At 41.6% G+C, this 26,184-nt stretch carries 21 protein-coding genes; 14 read left to right on the top strand and 7 right to left on the bottom strand.

What is annotated here, in order from left to right:
- Positions 1 to 462: 462 nt before the first annotated feature.
- From acs to ABD915_RS04470, 3 genes are all read right to left on the bottom strand, one after another.
- Complete coding sequence (gene acs, locus ABD915_RS04460) at positions 463 to 2,421, bottom strand: acetate--CoA ligase (RefSeq protein WP_345115720.1); 1,959 nt, start codon at positions 2,419 to 2,421, stop codon at positions 463 to 465.
- A gap of 1,207 nt (positions 2,422 to 3,628) precedes the next feature.
- On the bottom strand, positions 3,629 to 3,898 hold the full coding sequence (locus tag ABD915_RS04465) for a hypothetical protein (RefSeq protein WP_345115723.1): 270 nt from the start codon (positions 3,896 to 3,898) through the stop codon (positions 3,629 to 3,631).
- Between the two features lie 812 nt (positions 3,899 to 4,710).
- Positions 4,711 to 5,403 carry a YggS family pyridoxal phosphate-dependent enzyme gene (locus ABD915_RS04470; RefSeq protein ID WP_345115726.1) on the bottom strand — a complete coding sequence of 231 codons (693 nt, stop codon included), beginning with the start codon at positions 5,401 to 5,403 and terminating at the stop codon, positions 4,711 to 4,713.
- A 150-nt stretch (positions 5,404 to 5,553) separates the two neighbouring features.
- Here ABD915_RS04470 and leuS point away from each other — a divergent pair, with 150 nt between their 5' ends.
- Together leuS and lptE are read left to right on the top strand one after the other, a co-directional pair.
- Positions 5,554 to 8,199 carry a leucine--tRNA ligase gene (gene leuS / locus ABD915_RS04475; protein WP_345115731.1) on the top strand — a complete coding sequence of 882 codons (2,646 nt, stop codon included), beginning with the start codon at positions 5,554 to 5,556 and terminating at the stop codon, positions 8,197 to 8,199.
- Positions 8,186 to 8,779: an LPS assembly lipoprotein LptE gene (lptE, locus tag ABD915_RS04480; RefSeq protein ID WP_345115734.1), complete on the top strand. Its 594-nt coding sequence runs from the start codon at positions 8,186 to 8,188 to the stop codon at positions 8,777 to 8,779. The genes leuS and lptE overlap by 14 nt, the downstream gene beginning before the upstream one ends.
- Here the strand turns inward: lptE and fsa are convergent.
- Positions 8,776 to 9,429 (bottom strand): fructose-6-phosphate aldolase, encoded by a 654-nt coding sequence (gene fsa / locus ABD915_RS04485; protein WP_345115737.1) that lies wholly within the window; start codon positions 9,427 to 9,429, stop codon positions 8,776 to 8,778. The genes lptE and fsa overlap by 4 nt on opposite strands.
- Before the next feature lie 150 nt (positions 9,430 to 9,579).
- Between fsa and ABD915_RS04490 the strand changes: the two genes are divergently transcribed.
- The 10 genes from ABD915_RS04490 (at position 9,580) to ABD915_RS04535 (ending at position 21,064) form a co-directional block, all read left to right on the top strand.
- On the top strand, positions 9,580 to 9,735 hold the full coding sequence (locus tag ABD915_RS04490; RefSeq protein ID WP_345115740.1) for a hypothetical protein: 156 nt from the start codon (positions 9,580 to 9,582) through the stop codon (positions 9,733 to 9,735).
- Positions 9,736 to 10,331: 596 nt separating this feature from the next.
- The gene (locus ABD915_RS04495; RefSeq protein WP_345115743.1) at positions 10,332 to 12,530 is read left to right on the top strand and encodes a primosomal protein N'; all 2,199 of its coding nucleotides are present in this window, start codon (positions 10,332 to 10,334) and stop codon (positions 12,528 to 12,530) included.
- A gap of 177 nt (positions 12,531 to 12,707) precedes the next feature.
- On the top strand, positions 12,708 to 12,875 hold the full coding sequence (locus ABD915_RS04500; protein ID WP_345115746.1) for a hypothetical protein: 168 nt from the start codon (positions 12,708 to 12,710) through the stop codon (positions 12,873 to 12,875).
- Positions 12,876 to 13,226: 351 nt separating this feature from the next.
- Entirely contained in the window at positions 13,227 to 13,811 is a 585-nt protein-coding gene (locus ABD915_RS04505) for a F0F1 ATP synthase subunit delta (RefSeq protein ID WP_345115749.1), read from the top strand.
- The gene (gene atpA, locus ABD915_RS04510; RefSeq protein ID WP_345115752.1) at positions 13,811 to 15,346 is read left to right on the top strand and encodes a F0F1 ATP synthase subunit alpha; all 1,536 of its coding nucleotides are present in this window, start codon (positions 13,811 to 13,813) and stop codon (positions 15,344 to 15,346) included. Before ABD915_RS04505 ends, atpA begins: the two co-directional genes overlap by 1 nt.
- A gap of 20 nt (positions 15,347 to 15,366) precedes the next feature.
- Complete coding sequence (locus ABD915_RS04515; protein WP_345115755.1) at positions 15,367 to 16,278, top strand: F0F1 ATP synthase subunit gamma; 912 nt, start codon at positions 15,367 to 15,369, stop codon at positions 16,276 to 16,278.
- Positions 16,279 to 16,297: 19 nt separating this feature from the next.
- On the top strand, positions 16,298 to 17,890 hold the full coding sequence (atpD, locus tag ABD915_RS04520) for a F0F1 ATP synthase subunit beta (RefSeq protein ID WP_345115757.1): 1,593 nt from the start codon (positions 16,298 to 16,300) through the stop codon (positions 17,888 to 17,890).
- A 71-nt stretch (positions 17,891 to 17,961) separates the two neighbouring features.
- Positions 17,962 to 18,378, top strand: a complete 417-nt coding sequence (gene atpC, locus ABD915_RS04525) for an ATP synthase F1 subunit epsilon (protein ID WP_345115845.1) — start codon at positions 17,962 to 17,964, stop codon at positions 18,376 to 18,378.
- 23 nt (positions 18,379 to 18,401) lie between these two features.
- Positions 18,402 to 20,063, top strand: a complete 1,662-nt coding sequence (locus ABD915_RS04530) for an MFS transporter (protein ID WP_345115762.1) — start codon at positions 18,402 to 18,404, stop codon at positions 20,061 to 20,063.
- The gene (locus ABD915_RS04535) at positions 20,060 to 21,064 is read left to right on the top strand and encodes an HlyD family secretion protein (RefSeq protein ID WP_345115765.1); all 1,005 of its coding nucleotides are present in this window, start codon (positions 20,060 to 20,062) and stop codon (positions 21,062 to 21,064) included. The genes ABD915_RS04530 and ABD915_RS04535 overlap by 4 nt, the downstream gene beginning before the upstream one ends.
- A 224-nt stretch (positions 21,065 to 21,288) precedes the next feature.
- Here ABD915_RS04535 and ABD915_RS04540 read toward each other — a convergent pair whose 3' ends face one another.
- A complete protein-coding gene (locus ABD915_RS04540; protein ID WP_345115768.1) occupies positions 21,289 to 21,573 on the bottom strand; it encodes a hypothetical protein in 285 nt (94 codons plus the stop codon).
- A gap of 258 nt (positions 21,574 to 21,831) precedes the next feature.
- Here ABD915_RS04540 and ispG point away from each other — a divergent pair, with 258 nt between their 5' ends.
- The gene (ispG, locus tag ABD915_RS04545; protein WP_345115770.1) at positions 21,832 to 23,073 is read left to right on the top strand and encodes a flavodoxin-dependent (E)-4-hydroxy-3-methylbut-2-enyl-diphosphate synthase; all 1,242 of its coding nucleotides are present in this window, start codon (positions 21,832 to 21,834) and stop codon (positions 23,071 to 23,073) included.
- 87 nt (positions 23,074 to 23,160) lie between these two features.
- On the opposite strand, the gene ABD915_RS04550 is transcribed toward ispG, so the two are convergent.
- Positions 23,161 to 24,078 (bottom strand): polyprenyl synthetase family protein, encoded by a 918-nt coding sequence (locus ABD915_RS04550; RefSeq protein ID WP_345115773.1) that lies wholly within the window; start codon positions 24,076 to 24,078, stop codon positions 23,161 to 23,163.
- A gap of 395 nt (positions 24,079 to 24,473) precedes the next feature.
- On the opposite strand from ABD915_RS04550, the gene rpmF reads away from it, so the two are divergent.
- Positions 24,474 to 24,653: a 50S ribosomal protein L32 gene (rpmF, locus tag ABD915_RS04555; RefSeq protein ID WP_345115777.1), complete on the top strand. Its 180-nt coding sequence runs from the start codon at positions 24,474 to 24,476 to the stop codon at positions 24,651 to 24,653.
- 694 nt (positions 24,654 to 25,347) lie between these two features.
- Here the strand turns inward: rpmF and ABD915_RS04560 are convergent.
- Positions 25,348 to 25,932, bottom strand: coding sequence for a CarD family transcriptional regulator (locus ABD915_RS04560; protein ID WP_345115780.1), 585 nt, complete (start codon positions 25,930 to 25,932; stop codon positions 25,348 to 25,350).
- Between the last annotated feature and the right edge of the window lie 252 nt (positions 25,933 to 26,184).

A 26,184-nucleotide genomic window follows, 5' to 3' on the forward strand; every position in this document is an offset into this window, starting at 1 on the left:
TCTCTCATTGCTTTGGGCTCTTGGTTGGGGTTATGCTCTATAGTTATAAAATGCTTCTGGCTTGTTATTGAGAAATATCCTCTGTGAGAATATCATCAATACCATTTCTGTTTTTATCTTGCGTTTGTTCCATTTTTCTTTTGACTTTTATTTGTGATTTTAGCAGGAATTTCAATGTGATTCTAGCAGAAACATAAGAGCAAGCATTCCTGTTTTTTGGTGCAGAGGTCGTTGCTCTTTTTTAGTGATGAGCCAAGGGAGCTGCGCTCTTATTGCTTCAAGTTCTTGTGAGAATTTATATGCCTACAATTGTGCGCGTTTTTCTTCTACCGTTGCTGATTTGGTATTGAGAAAGAATACCTGTTGAATTGTTCTTGTTTCTTTTTACCTTCATCGGTGACTTTGAGTGTGCAGAAATAATTCCAGCAGGCACGCTAAAGTCACCGTTGGGGGTTTTCCCTATTAAGTCGTGGCTTCTCTATTTTGGCGGTTGGCAATAAGATCATCAATAACTTGTGGTTCGGCAAGGGTTGAAATATCTCCTAAGTTATCAAAGTTGTTTTCTGCGATTTTTCGCAAAATACGTCTCATAATTTTTCCCGACCGTGTTTTGGGCAGTTGAGGGGCAAATTGAACTTTATCCAATATGGCTATGGAGCCGATTTCCTTCCTGACATGCCGAATAAGCTCTTTATGTAACTCTTCACTAGCGGCTGTTCCTTCCATTAAGGTGACAAAACTGTAAATCCCCTGTCCTTTAATGGGATGCGGATAACCAACAATCGCTGCTTCTGAAACAGCAGGATGAGAAACGAGCGCTGATTCAATTTCAGCTGTTCCTAGCCTGTGTCCAGAGACATTGAGAATGTCATCAACCCGTCCTGTAATCCAATAATAGCCATCGCTATCGCGTCTACAACCGTCGCCTGTAAAATATTTTCCCTCATATGTGGAAAAATAGGTTTCAATAAAGCGCTCATGGTCATTGTAAAGAGTGCGCATTTGACCTGGCCATGAGTCAATGATGCAGAGATTGCCTTCTGCTTCTCCTTCTAGAATATCTCCTTGTTCATCAACAATTTGAGGTTGTACACCAAAAAAAGGACGGGTGGCTGATCCTGCTTTTAAGTCTGTTGCACCGGGCAAGGGGGTGATCATATGCCCTCCTGTTTCTGTTTGCCACCATGTATCAAGAATAGGGCAGTGATTATTGCCAACCGTATGATAAAACCATTCCCATGCTTCTGGATTAATCGGTTCGCCCACCGTGCCTAACAGACGTAGGGATGTTCTTTTCGAGCGTTCAACAAATGAATTGCCTGCCCCCATTAAAGCACGAATAGCCGTTGGTGCAGTGTAGAATGTATTGACTTGGTGTTTATCAACGATTTCCCAGAATCTGCCTTTATCAGGAAAGGTTGGTGTACCTTCAAACATTAAAGTGGTAGCACCATTGCATAAGGGACCATAAACTAAGTAAGAATGACCCGTAATCCAACCAATATCAGCAGTGCACCAGTAAATTTCACCAAGATGATAATCAAAAACATATTTATGGGTCATCGCCGCATAAACAAGATAACCCGCTGTTGTATGCAAAACACCTTTCGGTTTGCCTGTAGAGCCCGAGGTGTAAAGAATAAAAAGGGGATCTTCAGCATTCATTTGTTCTACAGGACAATCTGTTTTTGCATGGGGTATTTCCTCATGGTACCAAAAATCTCGTCCTTCTACCCAATTAATGGGTCCGCAGGTACGTCGTATGACCATGACTTGGTTTACATGCACGTTTTGGCGGGCGGCAATCTCAATAGCGTGGTCCACATTATCTTTTAAGTTAATTCGCTTTCCACCACGCAAACCATGGTCAGCGGTAATGATGAAGGTCGATTCACAGTCAACAATGCGTCCTGCTATTGCCTCAGGAGAAAAGCCCGCGAAAATAACCGAATGAATGGCACCAATGCGAGCGCAAGCGAGCATGGCATAGGCTGCTTCAGGAATCATGGTTAGGTAAATCGTGACTTTGTCACCTTTTTTGACGCCGTGGTTCTTTAAGATATTGGCAAAACAGCAAACATGTTCATGAAGCTCGTTATAGGTTACTTTTTTATCATGATAAGGGTTATCTCCCTCCCAAATCAGTGCGATTTGATCACCATGGTTTTTTAAGTGGCGATCAATGCAATTATAGGCAACGTTTGTTACTCCATCTTCATACCATTGAATGGAGACATCACCGTTAAATGAAGTATTTTTTACTTTTGTATAAGGTTTAAACCATTCAATACATTGACCATGTTTTGCCCAGAAGCTTTCTGGATTATTGATACTTTCTTGATACCACTGTTGATAGGTTTCCTCATTGATGAGAGCAGTTTTTTTTATATCTTCTGATATTGGATAGATTTTTTCAGACATATGTTCCCTCTTTTCATATTGTTGGGAAAAATTAGCCACTGTATCCTTTAGGCAAAACTTCCCCGTAAGCTTTTCATTTTGAGATTAGATTAAATGACAAAAATTAAAATAGTCAATTTTTAAAATTTAATGTGATGATATTGAAGAGAGTGTTTTATGCTGCTTTTATGTGCGCAAATGTGGTAAAGTATCTTATAGAGCTTTTTATAAGCACATAAAAATGAGCGTTTTTAAAACGGCTTAAAAAAGGAAGATGAAGGCGCTTTATCGCTTTGAATGTTTTTATTTTTATTCTCTTGTTTTGAAAAGAAGTATTGTTACGATATTAATATAAACCAAAATATCTACGCAAAAAATTAGAGATAAAGAACATAATAACTGACGATAATGCCATTAGAATAGACAATTTCCAACCAATACCAGTGAATATTTTAAAAGGAATGGCAATTATAGGAGTCATTATAATGAGCATGAAAAATAGTCTTACAATTTCAGAATAAATATCCATTATAACAAAATCCTTTATATTATATGATACATAATAAGTACCTCTGAAAATTATTTTTTTCAGTGTTATCGCAACTCATCCAATAAAGATTAATATAAACCGAAGTATCTACATAAAACATCAGAAATAAAGAACATAATACCTACTGATAATCCTGTTATTATAGCTACTTTCCAATCCCAACCACCGAATACTTTAGCAAAAGTAGCATATATAGGGACAAATACAATGAGCATGCAAAATAGTCTTGTAATTTCATAACGAATGTTCATTATAAAAAAAATCCAATTATTAATATTACACATAATAGATATCTCTGAAAATTATTTTTTTCAGTGTTATCGCAACTCATCCAATAAAGATTAATATAAACCAAAGTATCTACACAAACTATCCAAAATAAGGAGCATAACTCCTCCCGATAATGATGTTATGATAGCTAACTTCCAACTCCTCCCACAGCATACTTTGATAATAGTAGTATAGAGAGAGACAAATACAACAAACATGCAAAACATTCTTATTATTTCATAATGAATATTCATTATAACAAAATCCTGATTATAAGATGTGACCCATAGTAGATATCTCTAAAAATTTTTTATCCATAGATGTAGATATTTTATTTTGGTATATTCTTTCGAATATATTTATAAAACTACTAATTTCAGAGATATCTTTGTTGCTATTCTCTATAAATTAGAACCAACACTCATGAGCTTTCTGGACGAACCCCCAACCAGCACCTGCTAAGAAGCCCCCTCCGGCACCTATTAGCCCGCTTGAAAGTGCACCTGCTGGTCCTCCAGCCCAAGCACCTGCAAATGCTCCGCCTACTCCTCCATGAAAAGCTCCATTCAAGCCTCCTACAGCCATGTTATAAGCGAAATCATTAACGCTACATGCATTTCCATAAACAGGTGTTGAATCATTTAAATTATAAACTAAGCCTGAACCAAAATTACGCATATAAATCCCCCTTTAATTTTGGAATAAACGTATCATCACGATACATGCAAATGCTTATCATTTCTCTTTTTAAGGTGTCAAATATAATTTAAAAAAATAGTAATAAAAATATCTATAAACAATTCAATATATTATGAATGTAAGAAATATTCTTCTTAAAAAGATAATAATATTATTTGTAATATTTTAAAATATGAGAAATATTTCCATATTTTTTCTTAATTGAGGTTTGAAATTAGAATAATTATGCATCTGAAAAGTTGGTATTTTTTCTTGGTTTATAAAGAACATAAGGAAGTATATTCATATGGTTATTGAATTCAGTTGCATTGCCATTTTTTGCGCATGTACTGGGTAAATTCATTTATTTTTCAGGCGATTATCGACCGTATTTTACTTTTTTAGTGTGTAGAAAGCCTTTGTGCTATGCTTGGGGCATTATGATTGCTATCCATGCTGTTTTGCAAAGCTCTTAGCGATTTCTTGGGTACTTTAGGGGCTTATTTGGCTCATTGGCTTATATGAGAATTTGGGTGCTGTATTTACACTCATGTTTTAAGCCTTTCCTTGGCTTGCTTTGCACACTTGGTAAGTGCGGGATTGTTTATGTGGATTGGTGAGATTGATACAATTTATGTTTTTTAATGAGAACTATTGTGCAACTATGCGGAATTTTTTTGTGATCATTTAGCGCGCGGCACTTTTTTCACGCATCTGTCACGCACCTTTGTTGTTCTTGCCATTTTATCGTTCTCATCATTTTGCCTTTACAAATGGGGTTCTTTTTTGCGGCACTTTTGGTGAAGGTGCGCTTAGACAGGGCGTTTGCCAAATAAAGCAGAGCCAATGCGAAGGACGTTAGAGCCAAGTTGAAGAGCTGTTTTAAAGTCATTAGACATGCCCATGGAAAGCTTTGGGAGACCGGCTTTTTTTGCTAGTTTTGCTAGCAGGGCAAAATAAGGACCAGGGTTTTCTTGTACGGGGGGGATTGCCATAAGACCGATGATATCAAGTCCATAGTGATTTTTGCATTGGGTGACAAAAGATGTCACTTCTTGTGGTGCGATACCACTTTTTTGCGGCTCTAAGCCAATATTGACTTGAACATAGCAGGGGAGATGCCTTTTTTGTTTTTGCATTTCTTCTGCCAAGCTTTTGGCTATTTTTTCGCGGTCAACTGTTTGAATGACATCAAAAAGTTTCACTGCTTCTGCTGTTTTATTCGATTGTAGAGGACCGATGAGGTGAAGTTCAATGGTTGCAAATTGCTGGCGAAGGCTAGGCCATTTTTCAGCAGCTTCTTGCACTCGGTTTTCTGCGAAAAGACGCTGTCCTGCTTGCAAAAGCGGGCGTATGTTATCTGTAGAGACCGTTTTTGAAACCGCGATAAGTTCAACCTCTCTCAAGGGGCGATTATAGTCTTGACATGTCTCAGCAATGTCTTTTTGAAGGTTTTTCCATGCTTCAATGGAAGGGACATCAGGTGGGATGCTCAGTGTGCTCATATTTTTGTACTTTCCCTTTTTATTTACGGATTTGGCAATTGTTTGTAAAAACTTTGTAAAATATTTACTGAAAATGTTGACGATGGGGTTAATCCATGGTCAAGCATAAAACAAGTTTTTTAGTTCAATTTTATAAAGAGTATAATAGAAATGACGATTGAACGTTATCATTTAGGTGAACGCTATAATCCACGTGCCCGAGAACAAAAATGGCAAAAAATTTGGGAGGAAAAGAAACTTTTTCAGATCTCCCAAGAAGATTGCCGTGAAAAATACTATGTCTTAGAAATGTTTCCTTACCCTTCTGGACGCATTCACATGGGGCATGTGCGCAATTATGCCATGGGAGATGTCGTTGCACGCTATAAACGCGCTAAGGGGTTTAATGTGCTTCATCCTATGGGGTGGGATGCTTTTGGAATGCCGGCAGAAAATGCTGCCATGCAAAATAAAGTGCATCCTAAAACTTGGACTTATCAGAATATTGCTGTAATGCGCGGGCAATTAAAGCAATTAGGGCTCTCTCTAGATTGGGTGCGAGAATTTGCAACTTGTGATGTGGATTATTACCATCGCCAACAAATGCTCTTTCTTGATTTCTATCAAAAGGGATTGGTGGCACGCAAAGTGGCTAAGGTGAATTGGGACCCCGTTGACCACACCGTTTTGGCCAATGAACAAGTTGTTGATGGGCGGGGATGGCGTTCTGGCGCGTTGGTGGAACAGCGTGAATTGACACAGTGGTTTTTCAAAATTAGCGATTTTAGTGAGGATTTACTGGCAGGGCTGGAAGAGCTCGAGCAATGGCCTGAAAAAGTTCGAACGATGCAAAGAAATTGGATTGGAAAGTCACAAGGACTCCTGATTCGTTGGGCTTTGAAGTCGACAGAGGCTGCTGCTGATGAGGCTTCTGGGGCGTTTGATGAGGTGGTCTGTTATTCAACACGGCCTGATACGCTGTTTGGTGCTTCTTTTTTAGCATTGTCTTTCGATCATCCTATTGCACAAGCTCTCGCACAAAAAGATAAGATGCTCAGCGCTTTTATCGAAGAGTGTCGGTGCGGTGGCACGACAACTGTAGCACTTGAAACAGCTGAAAAACAAGGATTTCGCACGCCGCTTTTGGCTGTTCATCCTTTTGACCAAACAGTGCATATTCCTGTTTATATCACTAATTTCGTGCTTATGGACTACGGAACAGGGGCTGTTTTTGGTTGTCCTGCCCATGATCAGAGGGATTTGGATTTTGCACGGAAATATGACCTTCCTGTGCAGCCGGTGGTTTTACCAAAAGGAATTGAGAGAGAAGATTTTGTGATTGGGGAAACGGCTTATACCGGTGATGGTGTGATGATCAATTCCAGCTTTTTAAATGGTTTGACACCACAACAAGCTTTTGAAGCAGCAGCTAAAAAGCTTGAAGGGCAAATGCTTGGAGGGCAGCCTCAGGGGCAAAAAACAGTGCAATTTCGCTTGCGTGATTGGGGTATTTCGCGTCAACGTTATTGGGGGTGCCCAATTCCGATGATCCATTGTGCAACTTGTGGAGTGCTTCCTGTGCCGCGCGCTGATTTGCCAGTTGTGTTGCCTGATGATGTCACTTTTGATCAACCTGGCAATCCACTTGAGCGTCATGAAACATGGCAAAAAGTGGCTTGTCCTGGCTGTGGTCAACCTGCCAAACGCGAAACCGATACCATGGATACATTTGTTGACTCCTCCTGGTATTATGCCCGCTTTACCGCACCTTTTGCACAAGAACCTGTTAATAAACAAGCGACAACAGAATGGTTGCCTGTACAACAATATATCGGGGGAATTGAACATGCCATTCTTCATCTTCTCTATGCCCGCTTTTTTATGCGTGCCATGAAATTGATGGGGCATGTGACTGTGGACGAACCTTTTAAGGGGCTTTTTACCCAAGGTATGGTCGTTCATGAAACTTATCGGGATGAACAGGGATGGGTTTCACCAGCCGATATTTCAATTGTGGAAAAAGATGGAAAACGTCAGGCTTACAAATTGACCGATCAAAGTGAAGTGATGATTGGTTCGATTGAAAAAATGTCAAAATCTAAAAAGAATGTTGTTGATCCTGACGATATTATCGCATCCTATGGAGCGGATACTGTGCGCTGGTTTGTATTATCAGATTCTCCTCCTGATCGGGATGTTATCTGGACGGAATCTGGTGTTGAAGGCGCACATCGCTTTGTGCAACGCGTTTGGCGCTGTGTGGCTTTGGGTGCTCCAGTGTTAAGGGACGTTTTGCCTTGTGCTGGGCATCAGGGTGAAGCTTTAGAACTCTCAAAAACGGCGCATCGCATGCTCCGTGCTGTAGAGGATGATTTGGAAAAATTTGCCTTTAATCGGGCAATTGCACGCCTTTATGAATTCTTAAACATCATGGCGCCATTGTTAAATAGGATAGAAAATGCTGAGGGTGAAATGAAGGCTGCTTTGCGTCAAGCTCTGGATTTTTTCCTCGCGATGATTGCACCTATTATGCCGCATTTGGCGGAAGAATGTCATGCGGCTTTAGGAGGAAAATCTCTTGTTTCTGAGCTTCCTTGGCCGGTTTATGACCCTGCGTTAACTGTTGAAGAGTGCTATACTTTACCGGTGCAGATTAATGGTAAAAAACGTGGTGAGGTGACTGTTGCCGCAACGGCAAATGAAGAAATGATTAAAGAAGCTGTTTTGACTCTTGATTTTGTACAAGCGCATCTTGTCGAAAAAACAGTGAAAAAAATGATTATTGTTCCACAAAGGATTGTGAATGTCGTTTTCTAAAAATTTTATTCTTGTGGTTTTAGCTGGTTTATTCACACTTTTGTGTGGGTGCGAAGTTGAGCCGCTTTATCGTCAAGTGTCGCAGAGTTCGTCTACAATGAATTCTATTTCTTATGGTCCACATTCTGGCAAGGCTTCTTCGGGGCTTGCTGCAAAGCTTGCGTCTATTATCGTTGCAGAACCTGCAGATCGTTTTGGTCAAATGGTGCGCAATCATTTGTTATTTCTTTTGTATGGTAATGGCAGTAAACCCTCCATTCCGGCTTATCAATTGGCTTTGCAAACGTCCACTTTTACAAGGGAATCTGTACAAATAGAGGTTGATTATGATAGAAAAAGAGAGGGGCGGCCTTCCGTTGGAACCGTGGTGGGGAAGGCTTCTTATATCTTGCAGGATATGAAAAGTGCTCCTGTTGCCAAAGGAACGGCAACAATGCGTGCTTCTTTTGAAAGACTCCGGCAAGAATATGCAACGATGCAAGCAGAAGAAGACGCTAGGAAGCGTGTGGCTGAGGAATTGGCTGAACAGATTTTACTGTTGCTTTCAAGGGACCTTACAAATAAAACTTCTGGACGTTAAGCGATATTTTGTCCAGTTTTTTTCCAATCATCGAGGAAGAGTTGCAAGCCTTTATCGGTTAAAGGGTGTTTGACCAGCGCTTTTAAAATTGCCGGTGGAATAGTTGCAACATCTGCACCACTTAGTGCTGCTTCTTTGACATGATTAACCGTGCGAATTGAGGCTGCTAAAATTTGTGTTGCAAAATTGTAGTTATCGTAAATTGTGCGAATTTCGTGAAGCAGTTCAATGCCATCACTGCCGCAATCATCAATCCTGCCGATAAAAGGTGAAATAAATGTTGCGCCTGCTTTGGCAGCTAATAAAGCTTGATTAGCAGAAAAACAGAGTGTGAGATTTGTTTTTAATCCTTGTGCTGTAAGCGCTTTACAGGCTTTTAATCCATCGAGCGTTAAGGGAAGCTTGATGCAAATATTATCGGCAATTTTTGCTAAAATAGCCGCTTCTTTCATCATATTTTCAAACTCTGTTGCTGTAACTTCAGCAGAAACAGGTCCTTTGACGAGGGCACAAATTTCTTTTGTCACTTCAAGAATATTACGTCCCGATTTTAGGATAAGAGAGGGATTGGTGGTGACACCATCAACGAGGCTTAAATTTTGTAACTCTCGGATTTCTTCAATATTGGCACTATCCACAAAAAATTTCATCTCCAACCTCCTTGGTTTTTTAGTTCTTTACTTTAAAGCCTCTGATGTTTCAGCCTGTTTTTGTTATGCGCCATTGTTTATCACAAAAGCAAGAGGAAGGATGCGTCTCTCATAGGGTAAGTTGAGAGATGAGTTGGGAAGAGGGCAAAAATGTGGGAAGGGGATGTTTATGATGCTAGCGCTTACGGTATTTGCGTTCCCTATATGTTGAAAATGCTTATCGCTGGAAAAATTGGTACTGAAATCAAACGTGATAAAAAAGAACTTTTCGGTTTTAGTACTTCTTTATGGACTCTCTCCATTTGAAAAATAGAAAAAAGAGACATGTTCCTTTTGTTTGTATTTTAGCCATGGGGGGCGCAAAGAATCATTGTTGATAAGATATTGTTCACTGAGGAAATGAGAGATCATGCGAAGTTGTAATCCTTCACACTGGATCAGATGTCAAAAATAGCTGCTGAGATAGTGTTGGTATAAAATGAGATAGTGTTGGTATAAAAGTTGAAATAGAAGATAATGGCAAAAGTGGTAGGGGAGAGCGACGGGAAAGAGAGTCTTAATATTGGTGCCCTCTATTGGCTGCGCATGCTTATAGTTATAGGGCTTATTCTGCTGTGAAGGGAGACTTTGGTTCTTTATTTGCGTTTTGCAAAGGGGGGCGGATTGAAAAGACCATTGTTTCCAAGGTATTTGTTGGGGGAGGGAATGAGAGACCATGAAAAGGGCAGATTTTTCATAACGGATAGTGAAATGTCAAAAAGATATAAAATGCAAGGACAATATTTGATAAAAGGGGTTTGATAAAAGAGACTTGTATAAAAGGGCGCGTCTAAAAAGTTGGGACAAAAGATGAAGCCATATGTGACAAAAAACGTGAGAGAGGTGAACAAGAGAGGAGGGATATGAGAGAGAGAAAGATTGTTTCCGTATTGGTGCCTCTTCCTGTTGCTCAGGCTTATAGTTACGGGGTCCCATCTGCTATGGCGTGTGAGGTTGGGTCTTTTGTTCGTGTTCCAGTTATGGGGCGGGAAGTTTGTGGTGTTGTCGTGGATGTTGGAGAGCAAACGACAAAAGAGGGGCAAAGTGCTCCACCTGTGGCGCGTGAAAAATTACGCTCTCTCCTTCATGTTTTTGATTGTCCGCCGTTAAAGGCAGAGATGATTACGTTTTTGCGTTTTGTTAGTCGCTATACAATGGCGCCTTTTGGTCTTGTTGCTCGATTGGTTTTGTGTGTACCAGCTGCTTTAGAGCCTGAAGCGCAGATGCTAGGATTGCGCTATCGTGGAGGGAAAGTGGCGCGTCTCACACCAGCGCGATCACGGGTTTTAGAGTTGGCATGCCAAGGTGAGGTTTGGACGCGTTCTGGTCTTGCGCATGCGGCGGGAACTTCCGTTTCCGTTGTTGAGGGGTTGAAAGCGTTGGGGGTTTTTGAAGATGTTATGGTGCCTCCACCCGATCTTGTGGCGATGCCTGATCCTGATTTTTGTCTCCCCGTATTGGAGGGAGCGCAGAATGAAGCAGCGCGCCTTTTGCGAGAGGGGGTTTTGTCTTCTCAGTTTCAAGTTTTTTTGCTGGATGGCATTACCGGATCAGGAAAGACAGAAGTTTATTTTGAAGCGGTTGCTCAAGCACTGACCTGTGGTAAGCAGGTTTTGATTTTGTTGCCGGAAATTGCTTTAACACAACAATTTTTAGATCGTTTTCATATGCGTTTTGGAGCTGCTGCTGCTGAGTGGCATTCAGATTTGGCGCCGCGTCGTCGTGAGCGTGTGTGGCGGCAAGTTGCAGAAGGGCGGGTGCGGGTTGTTGCCGGAGCACGTTCGGCGCTTTTTCTTCCCTTTCCAGATTTGGGCTTAATTGTTGTCGATGAAGAACATGATAGTGCTTATAAACAAGAAGAGCGCATTTTTTATCATGCGCGTGATATGGCAGTTGCACGGGGCTCTTTTGAGCATTTTCCGGTTATTTTATCTTCAGCTACACCGTCAATTGAAAGTCAGGCAAATGTCTTGGCTGGGCGTTATCAGCGTGTAAATTTGCCATCGCGCTTTAAAGCAGCAGCACTTCCACAGTTGCGGGTGGTTGATATGCGTCAAGGTGGTGTGCAAAAAGGGCGCTTTATTTCTTCTGCCCTTGAAGCGGCTTTGACACAAACCATCGAAAAGGGTGAACAGGCACTGCTTTTTCTCAATCGGCGTGGTTATGCACCTTTAACACTTTGTCGCATTTGTGGACATCGCTTTCATTGTACGGACTGCTCGAGTTGGTTGGTGGAGCATCGCTCGCAAGGACAGCTCAAATGCCATCATTGTGGTTATCATCAGCCGCTTCCAGAAGCGTGCCCTGAATGTGGCACTTTAGACCATCTCGTGGCTTGCGGACCGGGGGTGGAAAGAATTGCTGAGGAAACACGGGGGCTTTTTCCACATGCGCGGTTGTTGATTCTCTCAACCGATCTCAAAGGTGGAATTCGTCAGTTACGACACGAATTAGAAGCTGTTGCAAATGGCGATGTTGATATTATCATTGGAACGCAGCTTGTCGCTAAGGGGCATCATTTTCCAGGGCTATCCCTGGTTGGGGTCATTGATGCTGATCTTGGTCTTGCGAATGGCGATTTGCGTGCGGCTGAGCGCACCTTTCAACTTTTGTTGCAAGTTACAGGCAGGGCAGGGCGTATGGGGTTGAAAAGTTTAGGATTATTACAAACTTATCAACCCGATCATCCGGTGATACAAGCTTTACTTGCGCAGCAACGTGAGGATTTTTATACGCACGAAATTGCAATGCGGCAGCAGTATCATCTTCCACCTTATGGGCGGCTTGCTGCTTTGATTGTGTCTTCAGAAAAGCGCCAAGCGGCAGAACAGTATGCGCGTGTGTTACGCCAAATGGCACCAAGGGAAAAAAATGTCTCGATTATGGGGCCGGCAGAGGCGCCGCTGGCTCTTATACGGGGACGTTATCGCTTTCGGCTTTTGCTACAGGGGCAACGTTCTTTTGATATGCAAGGGTTTATTCGTGCAATATTTGCAAATGCACCCAAAATGCCTTCTTCTGTTCGGGTCCAAATTGATATTGATCCACAAAGTTTTCTCTAAAAACAAAGGGGTATATCGTGGAGGTTTGTTTGCTCAAAAAATGTTTTCAAAAAGAGTCTGTGGGAAGGCTTTCTCATTGGAGATGCCCAATTATTAAAGAGGGGTAACTTTAAGCAAAAAGACAATTTTAAGTAAAAAGATTGGTTGCTTACTTTTTTAAGAGTACATTCGTTTTTATTGCTTGCTTATAAGCTTGAAGCGATGCAATTTCGGTCTTCGGTCTTCGGTCTTCGGTCTTCGGTCTTCGGTCTTCGGTCTTCGGTCTTCGGTCTTCGGTCTTCGGTCTTGGGTCTTGGGTCTTCGGTCTTGGGTCTCGGAGATTCTTTTGGTGCAAGGGCATTTTAAGGAAAATGTCCCGTTTTAAAACTAAAGATGATTATTTTTTGCCTCTCGTTTCAGATCTCTTACCGAACATGAAGAAAAGGGACTTGAAAAATTTGTCAGAGAATGCCAAAAAAGAGATGTAGAAAACGGATGGTTCTCTGAAAAATCGTTTCCGAAAATATTTTGAGCGTTTTATTCAAAAATTTTCAGAAAGCGTCGGTTTGTGGTGTTGCGAGTCGGTTATGTCTATGCTAGAAACCGGAAAGTTTTTTGTTCTGGGTTTTAAGAAAGAGATTCTTAAAATTTGGAATGTCTGATCCATTTCATCTGATAACTATCAGAGAGTCGCTCAAGGGAAAGAGGCGGTATTTCGTGTCGGATTCATTTTCTCTTATACCGCTGCCATTGGTAGATCAACGCTATGCGCAAGCGCTTTTTGATTTTGTTCAAGAAGCAGGGGCCATTGAAAATGTTGAAAAGGCAGTGGCATCTTTTTTGGTCGTTTTAGATAAAAATAAAGATTTAAAACGCTTCGTTCAAAGCCCATTCTTTTCGGCTAAAGAGCAGATTAAAGTGATGCATTCTATTTGTGAAAGCATCAGCTTTGCTGATAAGGGCGCTGGTCAGATTATTGGTGATTTTGTGCGTGTTGTTGCGCTAAATCGTAGGCTTTCTGCCTTATCTGGCATTTTACATGCTTTTCAGCGCCGTGTTGCTCTTGCGCGTGGGCAAGTTTCGGCGCAGATCGTTTCTGCTTGTTCGTTGAGTTCTCAACAAGAAAAAGAGTTGCGTAAGGCTTTGGAAAGTGTCGTTGGAGGAAAGGTTTTGCTACATATGTGTGTTGATCCAACAATTCTTGGTGGACTGATCGTTCGCGTGGGGTCATCTCAGATTGATACGTCGCTTGCGACAAAATTATCTTCGCTTAAGCTTGCATTGAAAAAAGAGGTCAGCTGATGGATATTAGACCGTCTGAAATTTCAAAAATTCTAAAAGAGCAAATCAGGGACTTCGACCAAAAGGCTGAAGTTTCAGAAATTGGTTGGGTGCTCTCTGTGGGAGATGGTATCGCCCGCGTTTATGGTTTGGATAATGTCCAAGCAGGTGAAATGGTTTCCTTTGCAAATGGCGTGCATGGTATGGCTTTGAATCTGGAAATCGATAATGTCGGGGTTGTGATTTTTGGATCAGATCGTGATATTCGTGAAGGTGATACCGTTAAACGGTTAGGCGCTATCGTCGATGTTCCTGTGGGACCAGCTTTGCTCGGGCGTGTTGTCGATGCATTGGGAAATCCTATAGACGGAAAGGGCCCCATTAAAGCAACAGAACGTCGTCGTGTCGATGTCAAAGCTCCTGGGATTATTCCGCGTCAGTCAGTGCATGAGCCAATGTCAACGGGATTGAAAGCTATTGATGCACTCATTCCCATTGGTCGTGGACAACGTGAGTTGGTGATCGGTGATCGTCAAACAGGAAAAACAGCAATCTTGCTTGATACATTTTTAAATCAAAAGCCTTTCCATGAAAAAGATGCTGGAAAAAACCAAGACAAAGTCTATTGTATCTATGTCGCTATTGGCCAAAAACGTTCAACAGTTGCTCAGTTCGTTAAAATTTTGGAAGAGCGTGGAGCTCTTGAATATTCCATTATCGTAGCAGCTACCGCTTCTGATCCTGCTCCTATGCAATTTATCGCTCCTCTTGCTGGTTGTGCAATGGGGGAATATTTCCGTGATAATGGCCAACATGCTTTGATCGGTTATGATGATCTTTCAAAACAGGCTGTTGCTTATCGTCAAATGTCTCTTTTGCTGCGTCGTCCGCCTGGTCGTGAAGCTTACCCTGGTGATGTGTTCTATCTTCATTCGCGTCTCTTAGAGCGGGCTGCAAAGCTTAATGCTGAAAATGGTTCCGGATCTTTGACCGCTTTACCAGTTATTGAAACACAAGCAAATGATGTTTCTGCTTATATTCCTACAAATGTGATTTCTATCACCGATGGGCAGATTTTTCTAGAAACAAATTTGTTCTATCAGGGAATTCGTCCTGCTGTGAATGTTGGTCTTTCTGTGTCACGTGTTGGTTCTGCTGCGCAAATTAAAGCAATGAAGCAAGTTGCCGGTTCGATCAAGGGTGAGTTGGCGCAATATCGTGAAATGGCAGCTTTTGCACAGTTTGGTTCAGATTTGGATGCATCAACACAACGTCTTTTGAACCGCGGTGCACGTTTGACTGAGCTTTTGAAACAACCGCAATTCTCTCCACTGAAAACAGAAGAACAGGTGGTGGTTATCTTTGCTGGTGTGAATGGTTATCTTGATGCATTGGCTGTTTCTGATGTTGGTCGTTTTGAGCAGGGGCTCTTAACGCTTCTGCGTAATGATCATCAAGATCTTTTGCAGGCAATTGCGGACCAAAAACAGATAACCGATGAACTTAAGGGTAAGTTGATTGCTGTCCTTGATACCTATGCGAAAATTTTTTCGTAATGAATTGATGGAAGGCTCGTATGGCTTCGCTGAAAGATCTTAGAGACCGTATCGCCTCGGTTAAGGCAACACAGAAAATTACCAAAGCCATGCAAATGGTTGCGGCAGCAAGGTTGCATCGTGCGCAAGAGGCAGCTGAATCTGGACGTCCTTATGCACAACGGATGGCAGCTATCTTAGCCAATGTTGCTACTGATGTTGATGGGATTGATGCGCCTCCTCTTATGCGCGGTACTGGTCGAGATGATGTGCATCTTTTGGTGGTATGTACTGCTGAACGTGGACTTTGTGGGGCTTTTAATGTGCAAATTGCACGTCGTGCGCGTGAAGAGATAGAAACACTGCTTTCCGATGGTAAAATCGTTAAAATCTTAACCGTGGGCAAAAAGGGAGCAGATATTTTATCGCGTGATTACAAAAATTTGATGATTGATCACGTCGATTTGCATGCTGTAAAGCGGATTGGTTTTGCAGAGGCGGCAATGATCAGCCAACGGATCGTTGAGTTATTCGATAAAGGTGCGTTTGATGTGTGTACGCTGTTTTACTCTGAATTTGTTTCAGTGATTAATCAGCGTCCAGTGGCTTTTGGATTAATTCCAATGTTTTCTCTCAAAAACGCTGTTGAAGCAGGAGAGAGCATTGGAAAAATAGACAAAAGCGGAGAGCAACAAGCGATGGTTTATGATTATGAACCTGATGCAGCTTCCCTTTTGGATGTGCTGGTGCCCCGCAATCTTTCTGTGCAAATCTTTCGGGCTTTGCTTGAAAATGTTGCCGGGGAAATGGGCGCAAAAATGACTGCTATGGACAATGCATCGCGTAATGCGGGTGAAATGATTAATAAACTGACGGTGGCTTATAATCGTCAACGTCAGGCACAGATCACGACAGAATTGATCGAAATTATTGCGGGCGCTGAAGCGCTGTAAATTGAAAAGGTAAGGATTGATGGTAAAAGCAGTGACGTCAAGCAAAGGAGCAGAAAAAGTTGAGAAAAAGAAAACAACTGCTCGTTCAAGCGTGAAAAAAGCCGCATCAAAAGCTCAAACTAGCATAAAGGATTCCTCTGGTGCTGCGCGCTCATCTTCTAAAAATGCACGTGCAAAAGGGGCCGTGGGGGTGATCAAACAGGTTATTGGTGCTGTCGTTGATGTGCAGTTCCAAGGCGCGTTGCCAAATATTCTTAATGCATTAGAAACAGACAATCTAGGTAATAGGCTGGTTTTAGAAGTTGCTCAGCATTTGGGTGAAAATACCGTGCGTACGATTGCTATGGACACAACCGATGGGTTGGCGCGTGGACAAAAGGTTTTTGATACAGGGACACAGATCAGTGTCCCCGTTGGAGAGGCAACGCTTGGTCGTATTATGAATGTGATTGGTGAACCGGTTGACAATGTTGGGCCTATCGCTTCAACTAAAACGCGCTCTATTCATCAAGAAGCTCCCCAGTATGTTGAACAATCAACAGTATCAGAAATTCTTGTTACTGGTATTAAAGTCGTTGATTTGTTAGCACCTTATTCTAAAGGTGGTAAAGTTGGTTTGTTTGGCGGTGCTGGTGTTGGTAAAACCGTTCTCATTATGGAACTCATCAACAATATTGCAAAGGCCCATGGGGGATATTCAGTATTTGCTGGTGTGGGAGAACGTACACGTGAGGGAAATGATCTCTATTATGAGATGATCGAAAGCCGCGTGAATGTGAATCCGAAAGACAATAATGGTTCAACAGAAGGGTCAAAATGTGCCCTCGTGTATGGACAAATGAATGAGCCACCAGGAGCGCGTGCTCGTGTTGCTCTTTCCGGATTGACTATTGCAGAAAGTTTTCGTGATGAAGGACAAGATGTTCTTTTCTTCGTGGATAATATTTTCCGCTTTACACAGGCAGGGGCTGAAGTGTCAGCTCTTCTAGGGCGTATCCCTTCTGCTGTGGGCTATCAGCCAACTTTGGCAACAGATATGGGGGCTTTGCAAGAGCGTATTACAAGTACAAAAACAGGGTCTATTACCTCTGTGCAGGCTATTTATGTGCCAGCTGATGACTTGACTGATCCAGCACCTGCGACATCTTTTGCCCATTTGGATGCAACGACCGTTCTTTCGCGTTCAATTGCCGAAAAGGGTATTTATCCAGCGGTTGATCCACTCGATTCTTTCTCACGTATGTTGGATCCACTTATCGTGGGAGAAGAGCATTATTCTGTTGCAAATCAGGTTCAAACTATCTTGCAACGCTATAGATCACTCCAAGATATTATTGCTATTCTTGGAATGGATGAGCTTTCTGAAGATGATAAATTGCTGGTAGGACGGGCGCGTAAAATTGAACGTTTCCTTTCGCAGCCTTTCCATGTGGCTGAAGCCTTTACCGGTTCACCAGGAAAACTCGTGCCTTTAGAAGAGACAATCAAAGGGTTTAAAGGTCTTTGTGCTGGTGATTATGATGATCTGCCAGAAGCGGCTTTTTATATGGTTGGTTCGATCGATGAAGCCATTGAAAAGGGAAAGCGTCTTATTGCAGAAGCTTCTTCATAAGAAGAAATCTGTGATGGATGCTTGTTGTAGAGAGACAAGCGGTTCTTGGAGGGCGCTTCGTGGAGGTCACTTTGGAAAACAATAGAGTAAAGCATTTTTTGTTTGAGCTTGTGTCGCCTGAGAAACTTGTTTTTTCAGAACAGGTGGTGTCCGTTGTTCTTCCTTCAGCTTCAGGTGCTTTAACGGTTATGGCCAATCATGCCCCTGTATTGGCAAGCATTGTATTGGGGAGCGTTCGTGTTCTCACCTCTTCAGAGGAAAAGTTATTTGCTGTTTGTGGAGGTGTTGCTGATATTACCTCTTCGGGGTGTTCTCTTTTGGCAGAGCGCGTTGTTGCTGTTGAAAACCTTTCTTTTGATGATTTGGAACAGAAGATTTTGCAAGTTCGAGCAACTTTGGAAGAGGATGCTAATGGCGGGATAAGTCATAAAGTAGAAGACTTTTTTCATCAGCTTACGGCTGCTGGTAGCGTACTGACAGAGGCATAACACATTATGCAGGGAAAGGTGACGTGAGCGGCAGAAAAAGTACTGTTATATCTGCTAAAAGGATGAGAAAGCCTTTCCCCCATCCGGGTGTCGTTTTTGCAGGGCCTTTACCAAAATGTTTTGTTTATATTTTGGCCTCTTGTGTTTTGCAATGGGCTTATGGCTTGGGCGCGAATATTGTTCAGTCTAACATTATCTATCTTACTGGTGACTTCCACGCGACACTGACTGAAACTACATGGTTGGTTGCTGCCTATATGGCACCAAATGTCAGTGTTGCGATTATGTTAATCAAGATTCGCTACCAATTTGGGCTTCGTGCTTTTGCTGAATTATCAATTCTTAGTTTCGTTTTAGTCTGTATTTTACAGCTCTTTGTGACGGATTTGCGCTCCGCACTGATTATTCGTTTTTTTGCCGGTATTGCCGCGGCACCATTGGCTTCTTTAGCACTGCTTTATATGATGGAGGCTTTTGCTCCAGCAAAAAAGTTTACTATTGCCCTTAGTTTGAACTATATGAATGCCGCTTTAGCAGTCCCTCTCTCGCGTTTGATTTCACCTGATTTGTTAGAAAGTGGCGGATTTTCTAGCCTTTCAGCGTTGGAAATGGGCTTGGTTCTTATCAGTTTGGGATGTATCTATGCTCTCCCTCTTACCCCTGTTGTGCGCAACAAGGTTATTCAGAAGTTAGATTGGGTGAGTTATAGCTTGATTGCATTTGGTCTTGGACTCAATGCTGTGATTATGTCTGTTGGTAAGTTATATTGGTGGTATGAGGCTCCGTGGATTGGTTGGGGACTTGCACTCGCTGTTTTCTCTTTGGTCACAGCGACGATTATTGAACTTAATAGAGAAAAACCATTGATTGATTTACGCTGGCTGTTCAGTAAAGAAATGGTACAATCTGTTCTCATTTTATTAGTCTTTCATGTTTTTTTATTAGAGCGCTCAACTTTAGCCGCAGAGTTTTTTAATCTTTTTGGTTTGTTAAATCGTGAGATGATACCCATGTATCTTGCGATTGTATTTGGAACCCTTTTGGGAGGGGGCGTTTGTGTCCTTTTTTTACGCTCTGGTCGTGAAGACTATTTTTATCTTTTATCTTTAAGTTGTTTGGCGCTGGGAGCTTATTTAGATAGTCATGTAAATCAGTATACACTTCCGAAAGATATGATGTTGAGTCAGGGCTTGATCAGCTTTAGTTATGCGCTTTTTTTACCTCCTGCTCTTTCCAAGGGGTTTGTGATAGCCAATAAGCGAGGACCAAGTTATGTTTTAAGTTTTATTGCTGTCTTTCTGCTCACCCAAGTCACTGGGGGATTAATGGGGTCGGCTTTTTTTGGTAGTCTGCAGCTTTTTTTCGCCCATAAAAATTTCGAGTTCTTAACACAAAATATTGTTGGTACGGATCCCCTTATTTCAGGTGAGATAAATACTTTGTTTTCAGCCTCTTATGGTGTTTTTCTTCCCAATGCCTTGGGTGATGAGCAAGGTGTCTCTAGATTGCTTGAGAAGTTTAAGTTAATGGCAAATATTTTTGCTTACGATGATGTTTTTCGGCTTTATTTTTATGTTGCAACAGTTGTCTTCGCTATTTTTCTTGCCAAAATATTTTTAAAATCATGCTCTTTTGCTGCCTGCAAAAAACAGAGCAATGCCAGTGAAGGGGAGTGTAAAAAATGATAAAAGCATTACGGTCAAAAGCGACAATTGTTGCATCCCTCTCAGGTGTTATAGGTGTTTTGCTTATTTTATGGGCTTGGAAACTTCCCCCTTTTGTCAGCACAATTCAAATAACCGATAATGCTTCCATTAAAGGCAATGTGACTCTGGTGAGTTCGCAGATCTCTGGGGTGGTTGCACGGATTTATGTGCAAGATTATCAACGCGTTGAACAGGGAATGCTTTTATTTGAACTCGATGATTCCCTCTTTCGCCAACAGCTTGCACGCGCACAGGCTGTTTTGGATTCAAAAAATGCAAAACTTGCAAGTATTGGGTTACAGGCTCAGCTCTTACAGGGAGAGATTAATACAGCAGAAGCCGAATTAACACGATCAAAAGCATTTTCCAATATTCTTCCTGAACACAAAAAGTCAAGCTTTGGTGATGCTTCAAGTTCAGTTTCTCGTCCTCTTTCGCAATTATTGGCTGCACTTGAAACAAAACGCCAATTGCAAAAACAATTGGATCTTGAACGCCAAAGTTTACAGTCAGAGGTTGCTGGAGCAAAAGTTGGTGTTGAGTTGGCTAAGCTCAATCTGAAACACACAAAAATTGTTTCGCCTAAAACCGGACATGTTGGATTGATTGGGGCGCGGGTGGGACAATATGTTTTGCCTGGTACGCAATTGGTATCGGTCATTTCTGATGATATTTGGATTATTGCTAATTATAAAGAAACACAACTTTCTCAGATGAAGGTTGGGCAACCTGTTATCTTTTCTGTTGATGCATTGAACAATCAAAAATTAACAGGACGTGTGGTGCGTTTTGCACCTGCCACAGGTTCAGAATTTTCATTATTAAAAACGGATACTGCAATCGGTAATTTCATCAAAATTGCGCAACGTATTTCAGTTCGTATTGCTTTGGATCCTGGACAGCCAGGTGCTGAAAAACTTATCCCTGGTATGTCTGTGGTCACCTATGTAGATACTTCACAACGCGCTTATGGAGGGTAAAATATTGGGTTTTTTGAGTTTGATTTTTATATCCTTTGCTGATAGTAAATGGGTTTTTACTTTGGAAGATTTCGTTTGGTTTGTTCTGTTCCGTCTCTTAAAATACTTTCTATACTGAAAAGGGCAGGGTGTTTTATAAGCTTTTCTCAAAAATATAGAAAATGCCCGCCTCAAAGCGGGCATCAGGGCCTTGTGGTGAAAAATGGCCTTGTTGTTGGCATGTTTTAATTTTTACGTATCAGTAAAAAGCTCGCTAAAGCTAACCCTGCAGCCAATGCAAGGGCCGTTTTAGGGTTTTCTTTTGCTTTTTGCTTCAATTGTGTAGCTTGCTCGTTGAGGTGGCAAAGCGCATGACGGCCTTTCTGTTTCCATGTGTCAAATACGTCAGATATATAACCGAAACTGCTGTTATCAGAATGCCAACGGTTCACAGGGACGAGTTCATTTTTTAATTGTGCAATATGCTTTTTAATTTTAGCATTTTTGCTGTAGCTTGAAAATAGACCCATGGGTTTCCTCCTTCATGGTTTATACTTGTTTTATGACAATTAGAATTGTGTTTGGTGTTTTGCTATAACGGCTTGAAAATTGAAAGGTTGCATACCATTGGCTGCTTATCGATAGGTGCGGAAAGTCAACAGTTTTGGCGAGATAAAGTCTTTTTCTTTCATCGCTTTTTAAAATTATATTTTTTTTAAATTGTACTCTGGCAAGCGTTGTCATAATAATGATTTATGGGTGCCAAGTTTTGAAGATTTGAGGACTTGATGAGCACAGCGTATCCTTTATCTAAACCTTTAGAGCGTCGCAGGTCTGTTGCTGTTGCGGTGGGCGATGTGGTGGTTGGTGGTTATAGCCCGATAGTGGTGCAATCAATGACCAATACGGATACTGCCGATGTGGATGCAACCGTTGCACAAATTGCTGCCCTTTGGCAGGCCGGTTCGCAGTTGGTGCGCATTACTGTGGATCGTGATGAAGCTGCTGCTGCCGTGCCAAAAATACAAGAGAGATTGGAACGGTTAGGCTTGGTTGTACCGTTGGTAGGGGATTTTCATTATATCGGACATAAGCTTTTAGCAGAACATCCTGCATGTGCGCAGGCGCTGGCAAAATATCGGATCAATCCTGGAAATGTTGGCTTTGGTGCAAAAAAGGATCGCCAATTTGCCGAAATTATCGAGATTGCTTGTCTATACCGTAAACCTATTCGTATTGGTGTGAATTGGGGATCCCTTGATAATGTGTTGTTGACACGGCTTATGGATGAAAATGCACTGCAGGAAAATCCCTTACCTGTTGCTGAGGTCATGCGGGAAGCTGTTGTTCAGTCGGCTCTGCATTCGGCTGTTTGGGCTGAAGAGATGGGTTTGGGACGTGATCAAATTATTCTTTCTGCTAAAGTAAGCGATGTTCAAGATCTTGTTGCTGTCTACACTACCCTAGCAGGACGTTGTGATTATGCACTCCACTTGGGATTGACAGAAGCTGGGATGGGAACAAAGGGCGTTGTTGCTTCTTGTGCGGCTTTGGGAATTTTATTACAACAAGGGATAGGGGATACTATACGTATTTCATTAACACCTGAACCCGGTGGAGATCGCACACGAGAAGTCAAAGTTGCTCAAGAGCTTTTGCAAGTAATGGGATTCCGGCAATTTTTGCCTGTGGTTACCGCTTGTCCTGGATGTGGGCGCACAACCTCGACAGTGTTTCAACAATTGGCACAAAAAATTGAAGCGGATTTATACAAAAATATGCCCGTGTGGCGTGAAAAATACCCTGGTGTTGAAAGTTTGAAGGTTGCGGTGATGGGCTGTATCGTCAATGGACCGGGCGAGTCAAAACATGCTGATATTGGGATTTCATTGCCTGGAGTGGGGGAAAGTCCAGCAGCGCCCGTTTTTATTGAAGGAAAGAAGGTGAAAACTTTGCGGGGTGACCATATTGCTGAAGAATTTGAAGCTCTCTTGAGTGATTATATTCATACCCGCTTTGGGCAAGGTTGAAGCAAACCGTTGAAGGAGGCTTAAACAAAGCTTCATTTTGTTTGCTTTCCTGCTTCATGTTTTGCTGTTGGTAAAGCCAATGAACTGTTAATGTTGGCGTGTTGCACTAAAGCGGGCGGCTTGTTTGAGCAATTTCGCTTTGGTACCAAACGGATCTAGAAGCGATTCTGCTTTCTCAATCAGTTCGTCTCGTTTTTTTTGTGTTTCTTCGATGCCATAAAGACGAACAAAAGTGGCTTTATGTGCCGTTTCATCTTTACCAGCAGTTTTGCCTAAAATTTCGGTGCTTGCGGTGACATCAAGCAAGTCATCCGTCAATTGAAAAGCAAGCCCGATATTGGTGCCAAAATCAGCAAGGTTTTGGGTTAGTGTTTTGGAAGCATTGCCGATAATGGCTCCTGCTTGGCAAGCAAAGCTTATAAGAGCAGCTGTTTTCATGCGTTGGAGAGTCATGATGCTATTGCACGCTATGCTACTGCACGCTTGCGGTTTTTTTTCCGCTTCAAGGTCGAGCATTTGTCCGCCTAACATACCACCAAGCCCTGCGGATTGTGCAAGAGCTGTGATGAGCTTGATTCTGGTGTCAAAGGGGAGTGCACAGGCTTTATGAGAAATGATTTCAAAAGCAAAAGTTAAAAGAGCATTGCCTGCTAGAATCGCTGTGGCTTCATTAAAGGCTATATGGACCGTGGGCTTTCCTCGCCGCAGTGTGTCGTTGTCCATAGCAGGCAGATCATCGTGAATGAGCGAATAACAATGGACGCATTCTAAGGCACATGCGATATCAAGAGAGTGTTCAGCTGGGATACCAAAAAGAGCTGCGCTTTCTGTAACAAGAAAAGGACGGAGACGCTTGCCGCCATTGAACACACCGTAGCGCATGGCTTTAAGCAAGATTTCAGGACGAGAAATTTCACCATGTTGGACTTGATCATTTAACAGTGTATCAAGCCGTCTTTCTATGGTGCGGGCATGTCTTGCAAGAAGAGTGCTGAATTCGTGCATTCTTGCTTCCTTTATTTTTTGCAAAAAGGGAATCCTAAAATTTAGAGAATAGAAGCTACAATCAAGCTTATCTTATTATAGGCAGTTTGCATGGGGGTTGATCTCTGTTTTTTAAACAATTTTCTCTTTTAGTGCTTCTCCATACTGTATGCGGGAGTCGCGTTAAAGCCAAACAAAAAATTGAATGAAAGTGTTCTTAAAAGGCTTTCATGAATATATAAAATTGTCATTATTTTATAATAATTGTATCATTTTTGATAAGAGTCTTGTCGTTTTGACATTGCCTCTTCTTTGTTATCGGTGTATAAAGTTATCAAATTTTCTGATTTTTTGACAAAGGCTTTGTCATTTTTGACATTGCCTCTTCTTTTTTAGTGGATTTGGAGTGTCTCTTTATGGCTGTACCTAAACGAAAAACCTCTCCGTCAAAACGGGGTATGCGCCGTTCGGCTGATGCCTTGAAGGCGCCGACTTATATTGAGGATAAAAATTCTGGTGAGCTGCGTCGTCCTCATCATATCGATTTGAAAACTGGAATGTATCGCGGACGTACAGTTTTAGTGATTAAAGACTGAGTCCCCCCCCTTTCTATCAGTAGCAAAGTTCATTTTATTGAGAGAATAAGTAGAAAGCACGGGGTGGGCGTGTTTTTCTATTATCTGCCGAAAAGAAGATATGGAGGCACTAGGGTTTCTGGATTTTCTGGGGTTTCTGGTTATGCTGAGTGTTTTCTTGGGACTTTCTTGTTGTCTTGGCAGATAATTTACAAGGATGTGTGCGCTTTGTGTGGAGTTACTGTGTAAGGGGAAAATTTCTGTTCCTGTTTCAGAAAAACGATTGATAACAGCAATTTATGTGACATACTGTCAAAATTAGCGGCATAACGTTGGCATTTGGAATAAGATTGTTCAGGCTGTAGGTTTGAGCAAAAAAGATAACGCGCTCCTCGATGTTAATCGAATAAATTTAGCGGATAAACTTGGCAGATAAATCTAGCAAAATAAACTTGTTAACAGAATCATTTGCCTCAATAATCTTCTTAAGAGCATAGCCGCTAGGCGGGAAAAAAGAGTGAAAAATCAATTTTATCATAGGATATGAAATTTCATATCTTAGCCTACGCATACCGTATTCTGCCAAAATAGAGCGCTGCTATGGGAAGATTGGTAGATTTCGTTTCAAATATTCTTCTGTCTCGGAAGATTTCTTCATAAAAAACAAAACCAGCTTTTCGCTGGCTTCGTTTTATTATCAAAATCTTACAATTTATTACACAGCATAGACAGCTTTACTCTCTGTATTCGCCTTTTCTCTTTCGGCTTTAAATTCGCGCTTTGGCTTATCCGAGAGATGCATTTCTATGAGATTAATAGCTTCTGTTTCAGAAAGACTATTAATAACAGCAATTTCACGCGCCATCCTTTCAAGGGCAGCGGTATAGAGTTGGCGTTCGGAATAAGATTGTTCAGGCTGTAGGTTTGAGCGAAAAAGATCACGCACCACTTCAGCGATACAAATAAGATCTCCCGAATTGATTTTAGCATCATACTCTTGAGCGCGGCGTGACCACATGGTCCGTTTAACCCGTGCTTTTCCATGCAAGATTTTTAATGCGCGTTCAACAGAATCACCAGCAGATAATTTGCGCATTCCAACAGAAATGGCTTTTGCAATGGGCACTTTAACATCCATTTTATCTTTAGCAAAATGAATGACAAAAAGTTTTAATTTATGTCCTGCCACTTCTTGATCTTCAATCGCTATAATCTGCCCTACACCATGGGTTGGGTAGACGATATATTCAGAGGTTGAAAATCCTTTAACACTGGAGGAGGTTCCATGTTGGGATGCCATATTTTAATTTACTCCCTTTATGACCAATAAATGTACCGGAAAACAGGCTAAAAGCCTGAACGTTGAGTGTTCTTTGACCAAGTATATTACATCAATTTAATGAGCATAAAAGTTAAGTACTTTTAAATCCAAGAAAAAAACCTCGCTCTACAATAAGAGAGCAAAGAAAAATACTTAGAAAGATGATCATGTAAAAATAACATTAACATCAAAATTTATAAGAATCAATCATTTCACTCAGGAAATTTTATT

The sequence above is a fragment of the Bartonella jaculi genome, assembly GCF_039543045.1.
Lineage (GTDB): Bacteria > Pseudomonadota > Alphaproteobacteria > Rhizobiales > Rhizobiaceae > Bartonella > Bartonella jaculi.

What these genes read in the sequence shown, in the direction of transcription:
- rpmF (WP_345115777.1), top strand. Translation starts at nt 24,474, where the DNA reads ATGGCTGTACCTAAACGAAAAACCTCTCCGTCAAAACGGGGTATGCGC.
- ABD915_RS04465 (WP_345115723.1), bottom strand. Translation starts at nt 3,898, where the DNA reads ATGCGTAATTTTGGTTCAGGCTTAGTTTATAATTTAAATGATTCAACA.
- ispG (WP_345115770.1), top strand. Translation starts at nt 21,832, where the DNA reads ATGAGCACAGCGTATCCTTTATCTAAACCTTTAGAGCGTCGCAGGTCT.
- atpD (WP_345115757.1), top strand. Translation starts at nt 16,298, where the DNA reads ATGGTAAAAGCAGTGACGTCAAGCAAAGGAGCAGAAAAAGTTGAGAAA.
- ABD915_RS04535 (WP_345115765.1), top strand. Translation starts at nt 20,060, where the DNA reads ATGATAAAAGCATTACGGTCAAAAGCGACAATTGTTGCATCCCTCTCA.
- ABD915_RS04490 (WP_345115740.1), top strand. Translation starts at nt 9,580, where the DNA reads ATGTGGGAAGGGGATGTTTATGATGCTAGCGCTTACGGTATTTGCGTT.
- ABD915_RS04515 (WP_345115755.1), top strand. Translation starts at nt 15,367, where the DNA reads ATGGCTTCGCTGAAAGATCTTAGAGACCGTATCGCCTCGGTTAAGGCA.
- ABD915_RS04495 (WP_345115743.1), top strand. Translation starts at nt 10,332, where the DNA reads ATGAGAGAGAGAAAGATTGTTTCCGTATTGGTGCCTCTTCCTGTTGCT.
- acs (WP_345115720.1), bottom strand. Translation starts at nt 2,421, where the DNA reads ATGTCTGAAAAAATCTATCCAATATCAGAAGATATAAAAAAAACTGCT.
- lptE (WP_345115734.1), top strand. Translation starts at nt 8,186, where the DNA reads ATGTCGTTTTCTAAAAATTTTATTCTTGTGGTTTTAGCTGGTTTATTC.
- leuS (WP_345115731.1), top strand. Translation starts at nt 5,554, where the DNA reads ATGACGATTGAACGTTATCATTTAGGTGAACGCTATAATCCACGTGCC.
- ABD915_RS04470 (WP_345115726.1), bottom strand. Translation starts at nt 5,403, where the DNA reads ATGAGCACACTGAGCATCCCACCTGATGTCCCTTCCATTGAAGCATGG.
- ABD915_RS04540 (WP_345115768.1), bottom strand. Translation starts at nt 21,573, where the DNA reads ATGGGTCTATTTTCAAGCTACAGCAAAAATGCTAAAATTAAAAAGCAT.
- ABD915_RS04550 (WP_345115773.1), bottom strand. Translation starts at nt 24,078, where the DNA reads ATGCACGAATTCAGCACTCTTCTTGCAAGACATGCCCGCACCATAGAA.
- fsa (WP_345115737.1), bottom strand. Translation starts at nt 9,429, where the DNA reads ATGAAATTTTTTGTGGATAGTGCCAATATTGAAGAAATCCGAGAGTTA.
- ABD915_RS04560 (WP_345115780.1), bottom strand. Translation starts at nt 25,932, where the DNA reads ATGGCATCCCAACATGGAACCTCCTCCAGTGTTAAAGGATTTTCAACC.
- atpA (WP_345115752.1), top strand. Translation starts at nt 13,811, where the DNA reads ATGGATATTAGACCGTCTGAAATTTCAAAAATTCTAAAAGAGCAAATC.